Origin of the sequence: Pseudomonas tritici, from assembly GCF_014268275.3 — a bacterium.
GTDB classification, from domain to species: Bacteria; Pseudomonadota; Gammaproteobacteria; order Pseudomonadales; family Pseudomonadaceae; genus Aquipseudomonas; species Aquipseudomonas tritici.
This window is the reverse complement of sequence record NZ_CP077084.1, coordinates 1,114,430-1,131,392: the sequence shown is the minus strand read 5'-3', so window position 1 is coordinate 1,131,392 and position 16,963 is coordinate 1,114,430. Positions and strand designations below refer to the sequence as shown.

The window sequence follows — 16,963 nt, the reverse complement described above, 5'->3', positions numbered from 1 at the left end:
TCAAGATCGCTGATGATGTCGGGAAGCCGACAATTGTCCTACTTCGAAAGATTCAGAACAACCACCGTCGTCTATTGTCCCTATATGTTGTGCCTATGAAAGGCGTCCGCTGAGTCTCGGTTATGTTTGGCCGAAGGCTTGTGTCATGATGATCCGACCGCAGGTTAGTCGTCCTCTTCCTATATGAATAGATCTTCCGCGTTGCTCCTTGCTTTTGTCTTCCTCAGCGGCTGCCAGGCCATGGCACCCGTGTCGCCGGACGGTACACCGCCCGTAGAAGACAGCACCCCCGCCCCTGAAAAGCCCAAGGTTTATTCCTCGTTCAGTGAAGAAACGGTGTTCAGCCTGCTGAGCGCGGAGCTGGCCGGCCAGCGCAATCGCTTCGATATTGCGCTGGACAATTACGTGACCCAGGCCATCAACACCCAGGATCCGGGGATTTCCGAGCGGGCGTTTCGCATCGCCGAGTACCTGGGCGCCGACCAGGCTGCGCTGGACACGTCGCTGATCTGGGCGAAAAACGCACCGGACGATCTGGAAGCACAGCGAGCCGCGGCGATCCAACTGGCGCGCGCCGGGCGCTATGACGACTCCATGGTCTACATGGAGAAAGTCCTGCAGGGCAAAGGCGACACCCATTTCGACTTCCTCGCGCTGTCAGCTGCCGACACCGACCAGGACACGCGCAATGGCCTGATGAAGAGTTTCGACCGCCTGCTGCAAAAACATCCAAAGAACAGCCAGCTGGTTTTCGGCAAGGCCTTGTTGCTGCAACAGGATGACGAAGCCGACGCAGCGCTGAAGCTGCTGGAGCAGAACCCGCCGGAAGAAGGCGAAATCGCCCCGATCCTGCTGCGCGCACGCCTGCTGCAGAACCTCAATCGCGGCAAGGAAGCCATTCCTCTGCTGGAAAAAAGTATCAAGAAGTATCCGGATGACAAGCGCCTGCGCCTGACCTACGCACGCATGCTGGTCGAACAGGACCGCATGGAAGACGCCAAGGTGCAGTTCGCCAACCTGGTGCAGCAATACCCGGACGACGACGAGCTGCGTTACTCCCTGGCGCTGGTATGCCTGGAAGCCAAGGCGTGGGACGAGGCCAAGGGTTATCTGGAAGAGCTGATCCAGCGCGAAAGCCATGTGGATTCGGCGCACCTGAACCTCGGCCGTATCGCCGAAGAACGCAACGACCCACAGGCCGCCTTGCTCGAATATGCCCAGGTCGGCCCCGGCAATGACTACCTGCCAGCCCAATTGCGCCAGGCCGATATCCTGATGAGCAACGGCCGCACCGATGAGGCGGAAAAACGCCTGACCGCCGCCCGCGATGCCGAGCCGGACTATGCGATCCAGCTGTACCTGATCCAGGCCGAGACTTTGTCGGCCAACAATCAGGGTGAGCGCGCCTGGAAATTGCTGCAACAAGCGTTGCTGCAATTCCCTGACGATTTGAACCTGCTGTACACCCGCGCCATGCAAGCGGAAAAACGCAATGACTTGGCGCAGATGGAAAAAGACCTGCGCCTGATCATCAAGCGCGACCCGGACAATGCGATGGCCCTCAATGCCTTGGGCTACACCTTGTCCGACCGTACTACGCGTTACGACGAAGCCAAGGCACTGATCGAACAAGCCCACAAGCTCAACCCGGAAGACCCGGCCGTACTCGACAGCCTGGGCTGGGTGAATTACCGCCTGGGCAACCTGGACGAAGCCGAACGCTTGCTGCGCCTGGCGCTGGAACGCTTCCCCGACCAGGAAGTCGCCGCGCACCTGGGCGAAGTGCTGTGGGCCAATGGCAAACAGCGCGAAGCACGTCAAATCTGGGAAAAATTCCTCAAGGAACAACCCGAAAGCCCCATCCTGCGCAGCACCATCAAGCGCCTGACCGGTTCCGAGACCCTTTAAGCTTATGTTCTTGCGCCACATCGTAGTGTTCAGTTTTATCGCCCTGCTCGCCGGTTGCGCGGGTTTCGGTGCCCGTGAATCCGTTGAGGGCCAGGGCAACCCGGCGCAATGGAAACAACACAAAGACCAGCTCAGCAGCATCGATGGCTGGCAGATCGAAGGCAAAGTCGGGGTTCGCGCCCCCAAAGATTCCGGCAGCGGCACGTTGTTCTGGCTGCAACGCCAGGATTACTACGACATTCGTCTCTCCGGCCCGCTGGGCCGGGGTGCCGCACGCCTGACCGGCAGACCGGGGCAAGTCAGCCTTGAAGTGGCCAACCAGGGGCGCTATGAGGCGACCTCGCCGGAAGTACTGCTTGAAGAACAGATTGGCTGGAAGCTGCCGGTTTCCCACCTGGTATGGTGGGTACGCGGCCTGCCAGCGCCTGACAGCAAAAGCCGTCTGAGCCTGAATGGCGACAGCCGCCTGGCTACCCTGGAACAGGATGGCTGGCAAGTCGAATACCTAAGCTACGTAGAACAAAGCGGTTACTGGTTGCCCGAGCGCATCAAACTGCACGGTACCGACCTTGACGTCACGCTGGTGATCAAGGACTGGCAACCGCGCAAGCTGGGGCAATAACGTGACCGTACAAACGCTGACCTTGCCCTCCCCGGCCAAACTCAATTTGATGCTGCATATTCTGGGTCGCCGCGAAGACGGTTATCACGAGTTGCAGACGCTGTTTCAATTTCTCGACTACGGCGATGAGCTGACTTTTGCCGTGCGCGACGACGGCGTGATCCAGTTGCACACCGAGTTCGACGGCGTTCCTCACGACAGCAACCTGATTGTGAAGGCCGCCAAAAAAATAAAGGAACAATCCGGCTGCCCGCTCGGCATCGATATCTGGATCGATAAAATCCTGCCCATGGGCGGTGGTATCGGTGGCGGCAGCTCGAATGCCGCAACCACATTGCTGGGCCTGAATCATTTGTGGCAACTGGGTTGGGACCATGATCGCCTGGCTGCGCTGGGTTTGACGCTGGGTGCTGATGTCCCGGTTTTCGTGCGCGGGCACGCGGCTTTCGCCGAGGGTGTGGGGGAGAAACTCAGCCCGGAATACCCCGAAGAGCCGTGGTACGTTGTGCTTGTTCCGCAAGTATCTGTAAGTACAGCAGAAATTTTTTCAGATCCGCTGTTGACACGTAACTCTCCTCCCATTAAAGTGCGCCCCGTTCCCAAGGGAAACAGTCGAAATGACTGCTTACCGGTTGTAGCAAGGCGTTATCCAGAGGTACGTAACGCTTTGAATTTGTTAGGTAAATTTACCGAAGCAAAATTAACCGGAACTGGAAGTTGTGTGTTTGGGGGCTTCCCAAGCAAAGCTGAAGCTGATAAAGTCTCGGCCCTTCTTACAGAGACCCTTACAGGGTTTGTAGCAAAAGGAAGCAACGTTTCGATGTTGCATCGCAAGCTGCAAAGTCTGCTCTAAAAGGAATCGAGTGTTAGGCACTCGTTGCAACAGATACAGGGGCGTCGCCAAGCGGTAAGGCAGCAGGTTTTGATCCTGCCATGCGTTGGTTCGAATCCAGCCGCCCCTGCCATTTTCCTATACTCATCCAGGTTACCCTCAGCCTCTAGGTACTGCGCGTGTCCAAGATGATGGTCTTTACGGGGAACGCCAACCCCGATCTGGCTCGACGTGTCGTACGTCAGCTGCATATCCCTCTCGGTGACATCTCTGTCGGTAAATTCTCCGACGGCGAAATTACAGCCGAGATCAATGAAAATGTCCGCGGTAAAGACGTCTTCATTATTCAGCCGACCTGCGCTCCGACCAACGATAACCTGATGGAACTCGTCGTGATGGCTGATGCCTTCCGCCGCTCCTCAGCGACTCGAATCACAGCTGTAATCCCTTACTTTGGTTATGCCCGTCAGGATCGCCGTCCGCGTTCCGCACGTGTGGCTATCAGCGCGAAAGTCGTTGCTGACATGCTGACCGTGGTAGGTATCGACCGTGTTCTCACGGTTGACCTGCACGCTGACCAAATCCAGGGGTTCTTCGATATTCCGGTAGATAACATCTACGGCTCCCCAGTATTGGTGGATGACATTGAAGACCAGCGCTTTGAAAACCTGATGATCGTGTCCCCGGACATTGGTGGCGTCGTGCGCGCACGGGCTGTTGCCAAATCCCTGGGCGTTGACCTCGGGATCATCGACAAACGCCGCGAGAAAGCCAATCACTCTGAAGTGATGCATATCATCGGTGATGTCGAAGGGCGTACCTGTATTCTGGTTGATGACATGGTCGACACCGCCGGCACCCTGTGCCACGCGGCCAAAGCCTTGAAAGAGCACGGTGCAGCTAAAGTCTTCGCCTACTGCACACACCCTGTGCTGTCGGGCCGAGCGATCGAGAACATCGAGAATTCCATGCTGGACGAACTGGTGGTGACTAACACCATCCCGTTGTCCGCTGCTGCTCAAGCCTGTTCGCGTATCCGTCAACTGGATATCGCACCGGTAGTTGCCGAAGCGGTTCGCCGTATCAGCAACGAAGAATCGATCAGCGCGATGTTCCGTTAAGGGTCAAACCTTCGGTACACCTCACTGACGAAAAGCGCCCCGCCCCAGCATACTGTTGGGGCGGGGCTTTTTTGCCCATATCGCCTTTAGCGCTGGTCGCAAACGCTGGGGCGAATGTGGTTATTTTGGAGATACAACATGAACGATTTTACTCTGAATGCTGAAGTGCGTTCCGACCTGGGGAAAGGTGCGAGCCGCCGCCTGCGTCGTCTCGCAAGCCTGGTTCCAGCTGTAGTTTACGGTGGCGAAAAAGCCCCTGAATCCATCAGCATGTTGGCTAAAGAAATTGCCAAACTGCTCGAAAACGATGCGGCCTACAGCCACATCATCGAGCTGAACGTCGGTGGCAAAAAGCAGAACGTCATCATCAAGGCTCTGCAACGCCACCCAGCCAAAGGCCACGTGCTGCACGCTGACTTCATCCGCGTTGTAGCCGGTCAAAAGCTGACCGCTATCGTGCCTGTGCACTTCATCGGTGAAGAAGCTCCAGTCAAGAAAGGCGGCGTTGTTTCCCACACCGCCACCGAGCTGGAAGTAAGCTGCCTGCCGAAAGACCTGCCTGAGTTCATCGAAGTCGACCTGTCGGCTGCTGAAATCGGCACCATCATCCACCTGTCCGACCTCAAAGCCCCTAAAGGCGTTGAGTTCGTAGCACTGGCTCACGACGACGACAAGGCTGTTGCCAACGTCCACGCGCCACGTGTAGTAGCAGAAGATGAAGAAGGCGAAACCGCTGCAGAGTAATTTGCTCTGTAACGTCGGAGCTTGAGGAAACATCGCGGACCGAAACGTAGCGAGAAAGCGGGCGATAACGCGAAGTTTATCTCTGGATAAGTTAGCTTCTGTCGTCCACTTTCGCCGCAACCAGGTTGCGGCGATGTTATCCACAACTCCAAAGGAAGGGCCCCTGTCGTGACTGCCATTAAACTGATCGTTGGCCTGGGAAATCCAGGCGCCGAATACGAACAGACCCGGCATAACGCGGGGGCCCTTTTTGTTGAGCGCATCGCCCACGCACAAGGTGTAAACCTTGCGGCCGATCGCAAATATTTTGGCCTGACCGGGCGCTTCTCGCATCAGGGTCAGGATGTTCGTCTGCTGATTCCCACCACCTACATGAACCGCAGCGGCCAGTCTGTCGCGGCGCTTGCGGGCTTCTTCCGGATCAAACCCGAGGAAATCCTGGTGGCCCATGACGAACTGGACCTGCCACCCGGCGTTGCCAAGCTCAAGCTCGGCGGCGGGCATGGCGGGCACAATGGCCTGCGCGACATCATCGCGCAGCTGGGTAATCAGAATAATTTCTACCGTCTGCGGCTCGGCATTGGCCACCCAGGCGTTGCCAGTATGGTTTCAAATTTCGTCCTGGGTCGTGCGCCACGCGCCGAACAGGAAAAACTCGATGCCAGCATCGATTTTGCCCTCGGCGTGCTGCCGGATATCTTCGCCGGTGAATGGAACCGCGCGATGAAAAACCTGCACAGCCAGAAGGCTTGACTCTTACCGAGGGGAAACACCATGGGATTCAATTGCGGCATCGTCGGCCTGCCCAACGTCGGCAAATCCACCCTGTTCAACGCCCTGACCAAGTCCGGTATTGCAGCGGAGAACTTCCCCTTCTGCACCATCGAGCCCAACAGCGGCATCGTGGCTATGCCGGACCCGCGCCTGGCGGCATTGGCGGCCATCGTCAATCCCAAGCGCATCCTGCCGACCACCATGGAATTCGTCGACATCGCCGGCCTGGTAGCCGGTGCGTCGAAAGGTGAAGGCCTGGGTAACAAGTTCCTGGCCAACATCCGCGAAACCGATGCGATCGCCCACGTGGTCCGCTGCTTCGAAGACGAGAACGTGATTCACGTCTCCAACAGCGTTGACCCGAAGCGTGACATCGAGATCATCGACCTGGAACTGATCTTCGCCGACCTCGACAGCTGCGAAAAGCAACTGCAAAAAGTCGCGCGTAACGCCAAGGGCGGCGACAAGGACGCAGTGGTCCAGAAAGGCCTGCTGGAGCAGTTGATTGCTCACTTCACCGAAGGCAAGCCTGCGCGCAGCCTGATGAAGAACATGAGCACCGACGAAAAAGCGGTGATCAAGGGCTTCCATTTGCTGACGACCAAGCCTGTGATGTACATCGCCAACGTTGCTGAAGACGGCTTCGAGAACAACCCGCTGCTGGACGTGGTCAAGGCCATTGCCGACGAAGAAGGCGCGATCGTGGTTCCGGTGTGCAACAAGATCGAAGCAGAAATCGCCGAGCTGGATGACGGCGAAGAAAAAGACATGTTCCTCGAGGCCCTGGGCCTGGAAGAGCCTGGCTTGAACCGTGTGATCCGCGCTGGCTACGAAATGCTGCACCTGCAGACTTACTTCACCGCCGGTGTCGAAGAAGTCCGCGCCTGGACCGTCAAAGTCGGCGCCACCGCGCCACAGGCTGCCGGCGTGATCCACACCGACTTCGAGAAGGGCTTCATCCGCGCCGAAGTGATCGCCTACAACGACTTCATCCAGTACAAGGGCGAAGCCGGTACCAAGGAAGCCGGTAAGTGGCGCTTGGAAGGTAAGGAATACATCGTTAAAGATGGCGATGTGATGCACTTCCGCTTCAACGTGTAAGTGCTGCCTGCGGTTTATACCGAGCTAAAAAAGCCGATGCATTGCATCGGCTTTTTTGTGGGCGCTTGAACGAACTCGAATGTCGGGAAATTTGAAACTGCTAGATAAAATGACAAAATTCCTGAGCGTGAAACTTGCTCTAACACTTTAAAAACACAAAAAACTTATAACTAATTACGGCACTCAGAAAAATACCAAGCCGCTAAAAATTACTTACTATAATTTTAAGATTTCCCTTACGCAAAACTTTAAAAAAAACACAAATCAACACTTGTAATTTTTTAATTTTTTCAAATTACACACTTCACCTCCTCCAAAGTTTTGCCCCCATCATGACAACATAAAAAAATCCTGATTAACTAAGAACATAGGGAGATAGCCCTCTGAAAGCGGCCTCTGCATTGGAGCAAATTGCTATGTCGACGATTAGCCAGAACAGGCTCATAACAGATATAACCTTTCCTGATTGCCCGAGCATCCAAACAACTATAAACAATACCGCCACTCTTGATATAGATATTCTCTTGCTGGGAGAAACAGGTACCGGTAAAGATACACTGGCACAACACATCCACTACCTCTCCCACCGCAAGGGAAACTTCATTGCGGTTAACTGTGCCGCCATCCCGGAAAGCTTGGCCGAAAGCCAACTGTTCGGCGTCAATAGCGGCGCGTACACCGGTGCAGTACAGTCACGAGCAGGCGTCATCGAGGCCGCACACCTGGGCACCTTGTACTTGGACGAGATCGATAGCATGCCACTCGCATTGCAAGCCAAGCTGTTACGGGCGCTGGAGTCGCGGGGTGTTGAACGCTTGGGCTCAACCCGGTTCATACCGGTGGACATGCGTGTCATCGCGTCCGCCCAACAATCACTGCATGAGATGGTCGAGCAAGGTAGGTTCAGACGGGACCTGTATTTCCGCCTTAATGTTGTCAACATTAGTCTTCCCCCACTGCGTCATCGGCGCGAACGCATCATCCCTTTATTTCTGAACATGACTCGGCAGGAAGCCGCCTACTATCACTGCACTACTCCCTGCCCCTCCAGCGAACTACTCCAGCAACTGCTATGCCATTCATGGCAGGGCAATGTGCGCGAACTACGCTCTACGGCTAAACGCTTTGTATTGGGCTTGACGCCCCTGGCTGCGGCTGAGGTGGGCATTCCGCGAATCAAGTCGAGTCTTAAAGAGCGAATGCAACAAATCGAAAAAGTACTGATCGAGGAATCTCTACACCGCAACGCTCACTGTGTGGATGGCGCAGCGAAGGAATTGGGAGTGGCCAAGCGGACGCTATATTACCGAATGAAACAACTGGACATATTATTGAGTTAAGGCCGCAGGCTCATCCACTGAAAACCATGACTTTCCACCAACAATGACACACTCTAAACGGCGCGTTTACGCTCGCCAAGAACTATACATGAAAGCCATGATTGTTCAAAAAGATGCCGCAACATTGTGCAATGTATTACATCGAGAGCAAAGCTGGAAGACCGTGCAATATTTTGAAATGCCATGGTGTAAATATCTGGAACTAATTAATTTCGAGCACCACTCATTTTGTGGTCCTAGACGGATGACCATGTACTCCTGACATCCGAATATCGGCCCACGTGATGCGAACACTCAAATTGAAAATTGGAGATATACCTATGATTCCAAGTTCCAGCAATTCGCCGTACAGCGGATATAACGCATACCAAAACGCTGACACTCAAATGGAAGGAGAAAAGCAGCGAGCCAAAGAGGACCAACTTATAGCCGCTAAAGACATGAATGACGCAAAAAAAGATTCATACGACAAAGCCACCATTCAAGCGCGAAACTAATAAAGCTCATCTCCCCGACTCATGGTCGGGGAGATGGCAATAAACGATAAACAGACAACGTTTACTCCTGATCGCCGGACGGGCGCCAATCCATCATTCTTCATACGCCAGGCTCTCTATGAAAACTACAGAAGCTGTAAGATCAACGCGTAGTGGTTTCGCCGCTAATGAGGCAGACCTCGCCTCTCTGGCATCCCATTCGGATGTGGACTTCTTCAAATCGGCACTTGCACACTCAAGCCAGCCGATTACTGCCCTCTTGCAAAACTCAAATATATTAACTGTCGCGTCCTCAGAGCTTTCTAGTACAACAGACCAACTCAAAAAGACCCTGAAGGGTATAAGCAAGAAGGGCAATGAAGAACTGCTCGGCAAATTCCCGAACCAACTGTCCAATGCGTTGTTTCAGTCGCAAATCCTGGTGAAGAGCCTTGGCAAAACAACCCAATGTATCGACAAGATTTGTAATTTGCAGTAGGTAGGTATGAATCATTTTCTGCCCGTAGTGTTGCTCGTGTTCCTGACATTTGTGCTGAACGGTTGCGGCGACCGTGTCGAACTCCACAGCAAACTGACCGAACAAGAAGCAAATGAAGTCATTGCAGAACTTGCAGACAAAAATATTCGCGCCCAAAAAGTCGCAGCCAAAGATGGCGTTGTCGTTGCTGTCGATGCGCGAGACATTGGGCGCGCAGTACGCACGCTCGAAGCGGCAGGCCTACCCAGATTGGCGCGAACCACGCTAGGCGATACGTTTCGCAAGGAAGGCGTTATTTCAACGCCCCTTGAAGAGCGTGCTCGCTACATCTATGCCCTATCACAAGAGCTTGAATCCACCTTATCCAACGTTGACGGTGTCATTGTCGCTCGAGTGCATGTGGTACTCCCCGAACGCATAGCCCCAGGCGAACCGGTCCAGCCCGCCTCGGCTTCAGTCTTTATAAAGCACGACGCACGTCTCGACCCCGACCACATCCGGGCACGTGTTCGCAGACTCGTGGCGAGCAGCCTCCCCGGTATGACTTCAGCCGTGGACAATCCGCAAAAGCTCACCGTGATATTCGTGCCAGCGACGGCGTATCAGGAACAGCAACATATGGCTTACTTCGGTCCGTTTCTCGTCCCCGAGAGTGACATCGGATTCTGGCAAGTCAGCGTGACGTCCTTGCTGATCGGCTTAGTGCTAGCGGCTTCTACCCTATTGTTCTTACGCCATAAGCGACAGCAAGCATTCTTGGCGCCACTGCCAGTTGACCATTCAGCCTCATGATGCCTGGTGACGACGACCTGATTAAAGAGGGTTTGACGTGGGCTCAGTGGTGGGCGCTCCCATGGCGATACGCCCACGAAGACTGGAGATCTGTCGATAAGTACGCGGCCATAGAAACGCTTTATCGCAATGGCATTTCAATGAACCTCAACGCTGTTGGTATCGCTCCCTGCTTGCCCCCGCCCCCTACTCCCACTCTACTTCGACTGGTTCTTGCCTCGTCCGAGCAGCTCAACTTAATACTCTTGCTGATTCACTGTACGTTCAATCCTGTGCCAGTAACCCCGTTGAGCAAAGATCATCAGCTGTGGTGCATGCGTCTTTCCAGGGCCCTTCCTCCGGACATACTGTTACCCAACGATGATCCGCTGCAACTGCTCCATAACTGGGTTGAGCCCGCCATTTGGCAGCGTCTAAGACTGCGTTTCCCCTATGAACGCGTGCTTGAGATGGAGAAAAAATATTCTCCACTTGAAAGTGGACACGGCCGCCTGGACACACTCTGGCAAGCGTTCGTTTGGCGTGCTACGACCATGGCACGCGTTAACACTCATTCTGACTCGAACGAGCAAGGAGCATAGCGATGTTCTGCCGACGCACAATTGAAGTTCAAAAGGACAACCTTGAGTTGGCGCAAACCCTCATCTCGCGCCAGACGCTTGCTGACTTCTCGCAGGGCAGCCAACTACTGAGCCACGCCACGGCACAAGCCAATAAGCTGCTGACTGAAGCTAATGAAGAACGTGAAGCAATGCTGGAGAGGGCTGCGTTTGAAATATGGCAACGCGCGGACGCCCAGTTCAAGCGCTGGGAAAGTGAACGTCAGAGAATGTGCGACGACTTGGAAAGGTACGCCACCTCAGTCGTCAATCAAGCCATCAACAGACTGCTTGACGATACCGCAGAACCGAAACGTCTGGCAGCTCTGCTCAGGCATCTTATAGCGGTTCAGCTCCCAGAAGTCAGCGCGACACTACTCTGCCATCCCCTTGAAACAGAGATCGTAAAACGATGCTTCGCCCACCAGAGGTCCACGCTCTGGAAGCTTCAACCTGACGAAACTGTCGAGCCTCAAACGCTAGTGCTTAAAACAGATGAGGGAGACTTCCGTATCAGCTGGAGTTCAATGCTTGAAGCGCTTGGACAACATTAGAGCGCGTAGTCAAAAAAACAAACTCACGTAAGATTTTTTTCAAAGTCGTATAAAAAAGGAACTGATCACTGGAGGAAAGCCACAACCACAGCATCAGCAAACACATCAGGAAAGAAAATATGGACTTCTATAAATTAGCACCGCAACTTTTAAGCAGTCGAAACGCTGTCAAGAAACAGTTTGACAATGCCATGGACGACGCCATGCAAGATCCTGGTGACCTAAGCGAACTCTCAGCGATATTCGGAAAATTATCGAGGGATACTTTTTACACTCAGTTGGCACAGCATGAACATGGCCGTGCCACCCACATGATGTACAAAACGACATTTGATAGCTTTCAGTAAATTGAACAGTTTACTTATTAAATGGTTTAACAGCGGCGAAAAACAAATTAGCTTGTCCGAAGACGATTTTGAAATAGTCTTGCAACGTCATGCTTGCACTTTGCACTTAAGTGTCCAACTGACCCGCCAAGCACCCGATAACTCGCAACTGCAAACATGGATACGGCTGGGAGGCGCGAGCCTGAATCGCTTCCACGGCGCGCTCGCTCAAGCACCCACCAATGGTGCGCTCTGGCTAATCCAGTGTCTGCACGCAGATCAAGGCGAACAAACCCTGATCGATTCTCTCGAAGCCCTGCTCAACCAACGCGACACCTGGCGAGCTGTTGCCGCACGCCTTTCCCGCCCCCGCAAGAGCGTGACTCCCACCTTGCTACGATCAATGACGCACTAATCAGAGAACTCTCCATGTATTCACCACCTTTCAAGCCTGAGTACTTGCAAACGGACTCATCTGGTGCACCATCAAAACGAGCCCGTTGGGGTTGCTTGATAGTGATGCCTTGGTTGCTTAGCCCAATGGAGACCACACTTGCTGCCATTCCACCCGAATGGAAAAACACCGCCTACGCCTATGAGGCCGAACACAAACCTCTACGGGAAGTGCTCGAAGACTTCGCCCAGACCTTCGGCACGCAATTGCAAATCGAGGGCCTGCTGGAAGGCGACGTCAACGGCAAGATCCGCGCGAATACCCCGCAATCCATGCTGGACAGGCTGGGCGTCGAGCACCGTTTTCAGTGGTACCTCTACAACAACACCCTCTTCATCAGCACACTGGACCAGCAGGAGTCCGCGCGCCTGGAAGTTTCCTCGGAAACGATTGCCGACCTCAAGCAGGCGCTGACCGATATCGGATTGCTCGACAGCCGTTTCGGTTGGGGCGAGTTGCCCGAAGACGGCGTGGTACTCGTCTCCGGCCCCAAGCGCTATATCGATCAGATCAAGCAGTTCAGCAGTCAGCGCCGCTCGCCGGATGAGAAGCAGAGCGTGCTGAGTTACCCGCTGAAGTTCGCCAGCGCGGCGGACCGTCATGTGGATTATCGCGGAGAGAAGCTCACCGTACCTGGCGTCGCCACTATTCTGCGGGGGCTGCTGGAACCACGTTCTGCTCCTGCGCTCACTGGACTGAGCCAGCGCCCGACGTCCCAGCCTGCCCCGCTCCCCCCCAACATCCCTCGGCTGGGTAACCCATTGCTAGGCCAAATGCTCGGTGCAAATGGCAATAGCGGTCAGTTCGACGCAGCCCCCGCATTGACCCCGCGCGCGCCCGTCTCCAACAGCCGGATACGCGTCGAAGCCGATCTGCGCAACAACGCGGTGCTGATCTACGACTTGCCGGAACGCCAGGCCATGTACCGTGAGTTGATCACGCAACTTGACGTCGCGCGCAAGCTGATCGAAATCGATGCGATCATTCTGGATATCGAGCGCACGCAATTGCGCGAATTCGGGGTGAACTGGGGCTTCCAGAACAGTCGTTTCCGGGGTGGCGTGAACATGGCACCCGGCACCTCGTCGCAGTTATCGATCGAGAACCGTGATCGTTTCTACGCAGATATCCGCGCGCTGGAAGCCAAAGGGCTGGCAACCATGGTCTCAAACCCCTCGGTGCTCACCCTGGAAAACCAACCCGCGGTGATTGACTTCAACCGCACCCAATACCTGACCCCCGGCAGCGAATACGCAACTATCTTACCGGTCACCGTGGGCACCAGCTTTCAAGTCGTACCCAGGGTCACCACCAGCCGCGGCGTTCACCAGATCCATTTGGCAGTGGATATTGAGGATGGCAATTTCGACGAGACCAACCCCGACCCCAATCACTTGGACGTGCGCCGGGGCAAGGTCAGTACCCAGGCCGTCATGGAGGAAAAGCGCTCGCTGGTGGTCGGCGGTTTCCACGTCACTGAAAGTTCTGACAGGCAAAAAAAGATCCCCCTGCTGGGGGATATTCCACTGTTGGGCAAGGCGCTGTTTTCATCGACCGAACGCCAGAATAATCGGCGTGAGCGCTTGTTTATCCTCACACCACGCGTTATCGGCGACCAGGACGACCCGTCCCGCTACTTGCCGCAAGCCGACCAGGCCGAGCTACAAGCCGCTCTCACACCACTGGCCAGGCGCTACTCCCCCCATGAGCCGGTGATCAAGCGCAGTGACATCATCGGCACCCTGGCACGCCTCGTCAGCGGGGAAGTGCCCAAGGCGTTCAAACCCGCGCCGATGCCTCTGGGGCTGAACACCTTGTGCAGCACCCGAGACTTGCTGGCATTGAATACCGAACGCAGCCAGTGGTACGCCGGCCCGGAATACAACGTGGCGGTCGTGGTGTTGCGCAACCAGTTCAAGCGCAATGTGCGTATCGATGAAAAGGAATGCAGCAACTCGCAGACCCTCGCGGTCACCGTATGGCCACGTGCCTGGCTCAAGCCAGGTGAAGAAGCCGAGGTATTTATCGCCATGCGCCCCGTGTTGAAGGATGAACATATCAGTGTGCCCCGTCCGTCCTTGATCACTTCCGATAAAAAGGCTACGCCATGAAACTTAGACTTTTGTGCATAACCCTGATCGGCGCAGCGGTGCTCATCACCGGCTGTACGCCCACCTGCAAAGGTGATTCGTGCTCACGCCCGCAATCGACCAAGGACAAGATGGTGATCTGGTGGCCGCCGCAGATGCGCGTCGAACCTGGCCCCGCCGGTGAGCGGGCGGATTACCAGACTGTGTCACTGGAACGATGAGGTCCCAGGAAATGCCCGACTATAAGCGCCAGGTATTTCTGGAAAACCTGGTGAGCGGCGCTGCCGCTCACTTGTCCCTCGCGCCCGGTATCAAGGTGTGCACACTGCCCGCCGGAAATCGCCCAGGGCTGGCCCTGCAAGTCGCTCGCGAAGCGTTGCAGGCCGGGCAATTGCAGCGAGCGTTGGAGCGACGTTTTGAACAGGCGGTGGCGTTCGATGGCTGTTTTATCTACCTCGACGCCAAAGGCCATTTGGTGATCTGGCATGCATTGCCGGCAACGAACGCCACCCTCGACAGGATCCTCAGCCGAATGCTGTCGCTGGCCAATCTGCAAGCCTTGGACAGGTGATCAGCGCTGCTCGAGCTCCGGCAGTTCCAGGGTTTCGCGCTTGGCTTCATCATCGAGTTCGCGCAAGGTACGGTAAATCAGCGCCACAGCCTGCAAGGTTTCGCGGGGTATGCTGGCTCCCAGTTTTTTCGTGTAGAGCGTGCGGGCCAGCCAGACGCACTGGATCACCGGCACATCGGCCGCCTTGGCGCGCCGGATCAATTTGCGCGCGTCGTCATCTGTGCCCTTGCTGACCAGCAGGGGCAGCGCCGTTTTACCGGGCCGGTAGTAAAGGGCCACGGCAAAGTGAGTCGGGTTGACCACCAGCATATCGGCCTCTTCCAGCTTGGGCAGCTTGACCTTTGGTTCTTCCTGAGCCATCTGATGCGCCAGTGCCCGTCGCTGCCCCTTTACGTGAGGGTCACCTTCCATGTCCTTGTACTCTTTGACGACCTCCACTTGGGTCATGCGCATGCGCTTGGCAAAGAAGTGCTTGACCATCACCAGGTCGATAAGCGCCAGCACCAGCAGCATGCCCAGGCAGGCATGCAGCAGGTGACGAAACAGCGCAATCAACGCCAGGATGTAACTTTGCAGATCGCTGGTGGCCAGGTTGATCAGCGTGCCCAATGAGGGTCGGATCACCACGTACAAAATCAAAGCGATAAGAATTGCTTTCGCAACGCTCATCAATAGGTTCATCAATTGCTGGGCTGAGAACATTTGCTTGATTTGGCTGATCGGGTTGAGGCGGTTGAAATCCAGCTTCAGGGTCTCCGGAGCAAACAGCAACCCGAACTGCATCCAACTGCTGATGAGCTTGGCGGCAATCGCCACCCCGACCATCAACAGAGCAAATGAGAAAAACACCACCAAACCCTCGAACAGCACTTCTTCCAGTGCTCGCGCAAAGGGTTGAGTCAGGCGTGACATCGGCAAGAGCATCAATTGCTGGAAGCGTTGCAGGCTGGTCTCGGCGGTGAACAAGGCAATCTCGCTGATGGCGGTCAGCACCAGTAACTTTGCGACATCCTGGCTTTGGGCGACCTGGCCTGTCTTGCGTTGGTCACGCAGTTTTTTGGCTGAGGCCGGGTGTTTTTTTTCGCCTGAATCACTCATGGGATCGCGACCTTTATCAAGAGACCGAGTGAGTGTTTCAAGTCGCCCAGCAGGCTCATGCGCCCGACGATCAGGTCCTGCAGCAGTGCAAAGTACAGCAACAAAATACCGATACCTGCCAGGCATTTGACCGGTGGCGCAAGCGTGCTCACTTGTAACTGTTGGCTGTAGACCCCCAGCAGCGCGATGCCGAATTCCAGTAACAGCAACACCGCAATAAATGGCGCGGCGTAGAGCATCATATGCGTGAAGGTATCGCCCAGCAGGCCGACGAATACGCCCATGCCGTTCACCGCCGGTAGCGGAAACCACGCGGTGGGAGGCCAGATCAGGTAACTGTCCCAGATCACCTGGGTCAAGGTACCCAACCCGAGGCTCGCCATCAGCAGAAACACCGCCAGTTGCTTGAACAGGTGCCCAATCGGTGTCGCATCCGGCCCCAGCGAAGGGTTGAGCTGGCCCCCCGCCAAGGCTCCGCGCTGGTTATCCAGCAGCGCCCCCACCGACTCGAACATCCAGAAGGGCATTGCCAGCAACACCCCCAGTAAAAACCCCAAGGCCAGCTCCTTGAACACCAAAGCACTGAGCATGATTGCGGAGTGGTCCTGGCCTGCCAATGCCGCATGGATACCCGGCGCGGGCAGCAGTGCCATGACCATCACAATGGTGTGCCGTGGCATGCCGCGTATATGTTGAAAGCAAAACGCCGCTACCAGGATGCCGCAGGGGTAGATACGCGCCATGCCAATCACCAGGCTGGGCAGAAATTCGAGATAGAGCAGCACGGGCAGCGCCTCAGCTCAGGGCCGAACGGCTGATCATGTCGAAGGTCAGGTTGATCAATTGGATCAACTCCACACCGATCCAACGGCCGGTCATGATCAGCGTGATGCCCACCGCCACCAATTTGATACCAAAGGGCAACGTCTGGTCCTGCACCTGCATCAACGCCTGCACCAACGACGTCAACACCCCCACCGTCACCGCCACGATCAACGGGGGCGCCGACAGCACTACCACCAGCAACATGCCCTGCTTGAACAGCACGATGGGTTCCATAAG

At 55.5% G+C, this 16,963-nt stretch carries 19 protein-coding genes and 1 tRNA gene; 17 read left to right on the top strand and 3 right to left on the bottom strand.

Annotated elements, in window-relative coordinates; all coding sequences use genetic code 11:
- The first annotated feature begins 183 nt into the window (after nt 1-183).
- The 17 genes from HU722_RS04870 to HU722_RS04790 all read left to right on the top strand — a co-directional run bounded on the left by HU722_RS04870 (nt 184) and on the right by HU722_RS04790 (nt 14,803).
- Nucleotides 184-1,908 (top strand): tetratricopeptide repeat protein, encoded by a 1,725-nt coding sequence (locus tag HU722_RS04870; protein WP_065879659.1) that lies wholly within the window; start codon nt 184-186, stop codon nt 1,906-1,908.
- Nucleotides 1,909-1,912: 4 nt separating this feature from the next.
- Entirely contained in the window at nt 1,913-2,530 is a 618-nt protein-coding gene (gene lolB / locus HU722_RS04865) for a lipoprotein insertase outer membrane protein LolB (protein ID WP_049710107.1), read from the top strand.
- A 49-nt stretch (nt 2,531-2,579) separates the two neighbouring features.
- On the top strand, nt 2,580-3,383 hold the full coding sequence (gene ispE / locus HU722_RS04860) for a 4-(cytidine 5'-diphospho)-2-C-methyl-D-erythritol kinase (RefSeq protein ID WP_189683732.1): 804 nt from the start codon (nt 2,580-2,582) through the stop codon (nt 3,381-3,383).
- 37 nt (nt 3,384-3,420) lie between these two features.
- A tRNA-Gln gene (locus HU722_RS04855) sits at nt 3,421-3,495 on the top strand.
- Nucleotides 3,496-3,541: 46 nt separating this feature from the next.
- Nucleotides 3,542-4,483 carry a ribose-phosphate pyrophosphokinase gene (locus HU722_RS04850; protein ID WP_003208392.1) on the top strand — a complete coding sequence of 314 codons (942 nt, stop codon included), beginning with the start codon at nt 3,542-3,544 and terminating at the stop codon, nt 4,481-4,483.
- A 138-nt stretch (nt 4,484-4,621) separates the two neighbouring features.
- Nucleotides 4,622-5,227 (top strand): 50S ribosomal protein L25/general stress protein Ctc, encoded by a 606-nt coding sequence (locus HU722_RS04845; RefSeq protein WP_065875203.1) that lies wholly within the window; start codon nt 4,622-4,624, stop codon nt 5,225-5,227.
- 168 nt (nt 5,228-5,395) lie between these two features.
- Nucleotides 5,396-5,980 carry an aminoacyl-tRNA hydrolase gene (pth, locus tag HU722_RS04840; RefSeq protein WP_017529915.1) on the top strand — a complete coding sequence of 195 codons (585 nt, stop codon included), beginning with the start codon at nt 5,396-5,398 and terminating at the stop codon, nt 5,978-5,980.
- Nucleotides 5,981-6,001: 21 nt separating this feature from the next.
- Entirely contained in the window at nt 6,002-7,102 is a 1,101-nt protein-coding gene (ychF, locus tag HU722_RS04835) for a redox-regulated ATPase YchF (RefSeq protein ID WP_049710111.1), read from the top strand.
- 416 nt (nt 7,103-7,518) lie between these two features.
- A complete protein-coding gene (locus tag HU722_RS04830) occupies nt 7,519-8,442 on the top strand; it encodes a sigma 54-interacting transcriptional regulator (RefSeq protein WP_065875205.1) in 924 nt (307 codons plus the stop codon).
- A gap of 615 nt (nt 8,443-9,057) precedes the next feature.
- Nucleotides 9,058-9,417, top strand: a complete 360-nt coding sequence (locus tag HU722_RS28800) for an EscI/YscI/HrpB family type III secretion system inner rod protein (RefSeq protein WP_225930677.1) — start codon at nt 9,058-9,060, stop codon at nt 9,415-9,417.
- A 6-nt stretch (nt 9,418-9,423) separates the two neighbouring features.
- On the top strand, nt 9,424-10,209 hold the full coding sequence (gene sctJ / locus HU722_RS04820) for a type III secretion system inner membrane ring lipoprotein SctJ (protein WP_065875206.1): 786 nt from the start codon (nt 9,424-9,426) through the stop codon (nt 10,207-10,209).
- A 583-nt stretch (nt 10,210-10,792) separates the two neighbouring features.
- Entirely contained in the window at nt 10,793-11,362 is a 570-nt protein-coding gene (gene sctL / locus HU722_RS04815; protein WP_065875208.1) for a type III secretion system stator protein SctL, read from the top strand.
- Nucleotides 11,363-11,481: 119 nt separating this feature from the next.
- Nucleotides 11,482-11,709, top strand: coding sequence for a hypothetical protein (locus HU722_RS04810; RefSeq protein WP_065875209.1), 228 nt, complete (start codon nt 11,482-11,484; stop codon nt 11,707-11,709).
- Nucleotide 11,710: 1 nt separating this feature from the next.
- On the top strand, nt 11,711-12,103 hold the full coding sequence (locus HU722_RS04805; protein WP_083207171.1) for a type III secretion protein: 393 nt from the start codon (nt 11,711-11,713) through the stop codon (nt 12,101-12,103).
- Between the two features lie 104 nt (nt 12,104-12,207).
- A complete protein-coding gene (gene sctC / locus HU722_RS04800; RefSeq protein ID WP_371905299.1) occupies nt 12,208-14,253 on the top strand; it encodes a type III secretion system outer membrane ring subunit SctC in 2,046 nt (681 codons plus the stop codon).
- Nucleotides 14,250-14,453, top strand: coding sequence for an HrpT family type III secretion system protein (gene hrpT / locus HU722_RS04795; protein ID WP_065879661.1), 204 nt, complete (start codon nt 14,250-14,252; stop codon nt 14,451-14,453). The genes sctC and hrpT overlap by 4 nt, the downstream gene beginning before the upstream one ends.
- 11 nt (nt 14,454-14,464) lie before the next feature.
- Nucleotides 14,465-14,803, top strand: coding sequence for a transcriptional regulator (locus tag HU722_RS04790; protein ID WP_065879662.1), 339 nt, complete (start codon nt 14,465-14,467; stop codon nt 14,801-14,803).
- Here the strand turns inward: HU722_RS04790 and sctU are convergent, their stop codons facing one another.
- Genes sctU through sctS form a run of 3 tightly spaced genes read right to left on the bottom strand, consistent with a single transcriptional unit; the run spans nt 14,804 to nt 16,960 of the window.
- Nucleotides 14,804-15,901, bottom strand: coding sequence for a type III secretion system export apparatus subunit SctU (sctU, locus tag HU722_RS04785; protein ID WP_065890568.1), 1,098 nt, complete (start codon nt 15,899-15,901; stop codon nt 14,804-14,806).
- Nucleotides 15,898-16,686 carry a type III secretion system export apparatus subunit SctT gene (gene sctT, locus HU722_RS04780; RefSeq protein WP_065879664.1) on the bottom strand — a complete coding sequence of 263 codons (789 nt, stop codon included), beginning with the start codon at nt 16,684-16,686 and terminating at the stop codon, nt 15,898-15,900. The genes sctU and sctT overlap by 4 nt, the downstream gene beginning before the upstream one ends.
- A 10-nt stretch (nt 16,687-16,696) precedes the next feature.
- Nucleotides 16,697-16,960 carry a type III secretion system export apparatus subunit SctS gene (gene sctS / locus HU722_RS04775; protein WP_065879665.1) on the bottom strand — a complete coding sequence of 88 codons (264 nt, stop codon included), beginning with the start codon at nt 16,958-16,960 and terminating at the stop codon, nt 16,697-16,699.
- Nucleotides 16,961-16,963 lie beyond the last annotated feature (3 nt).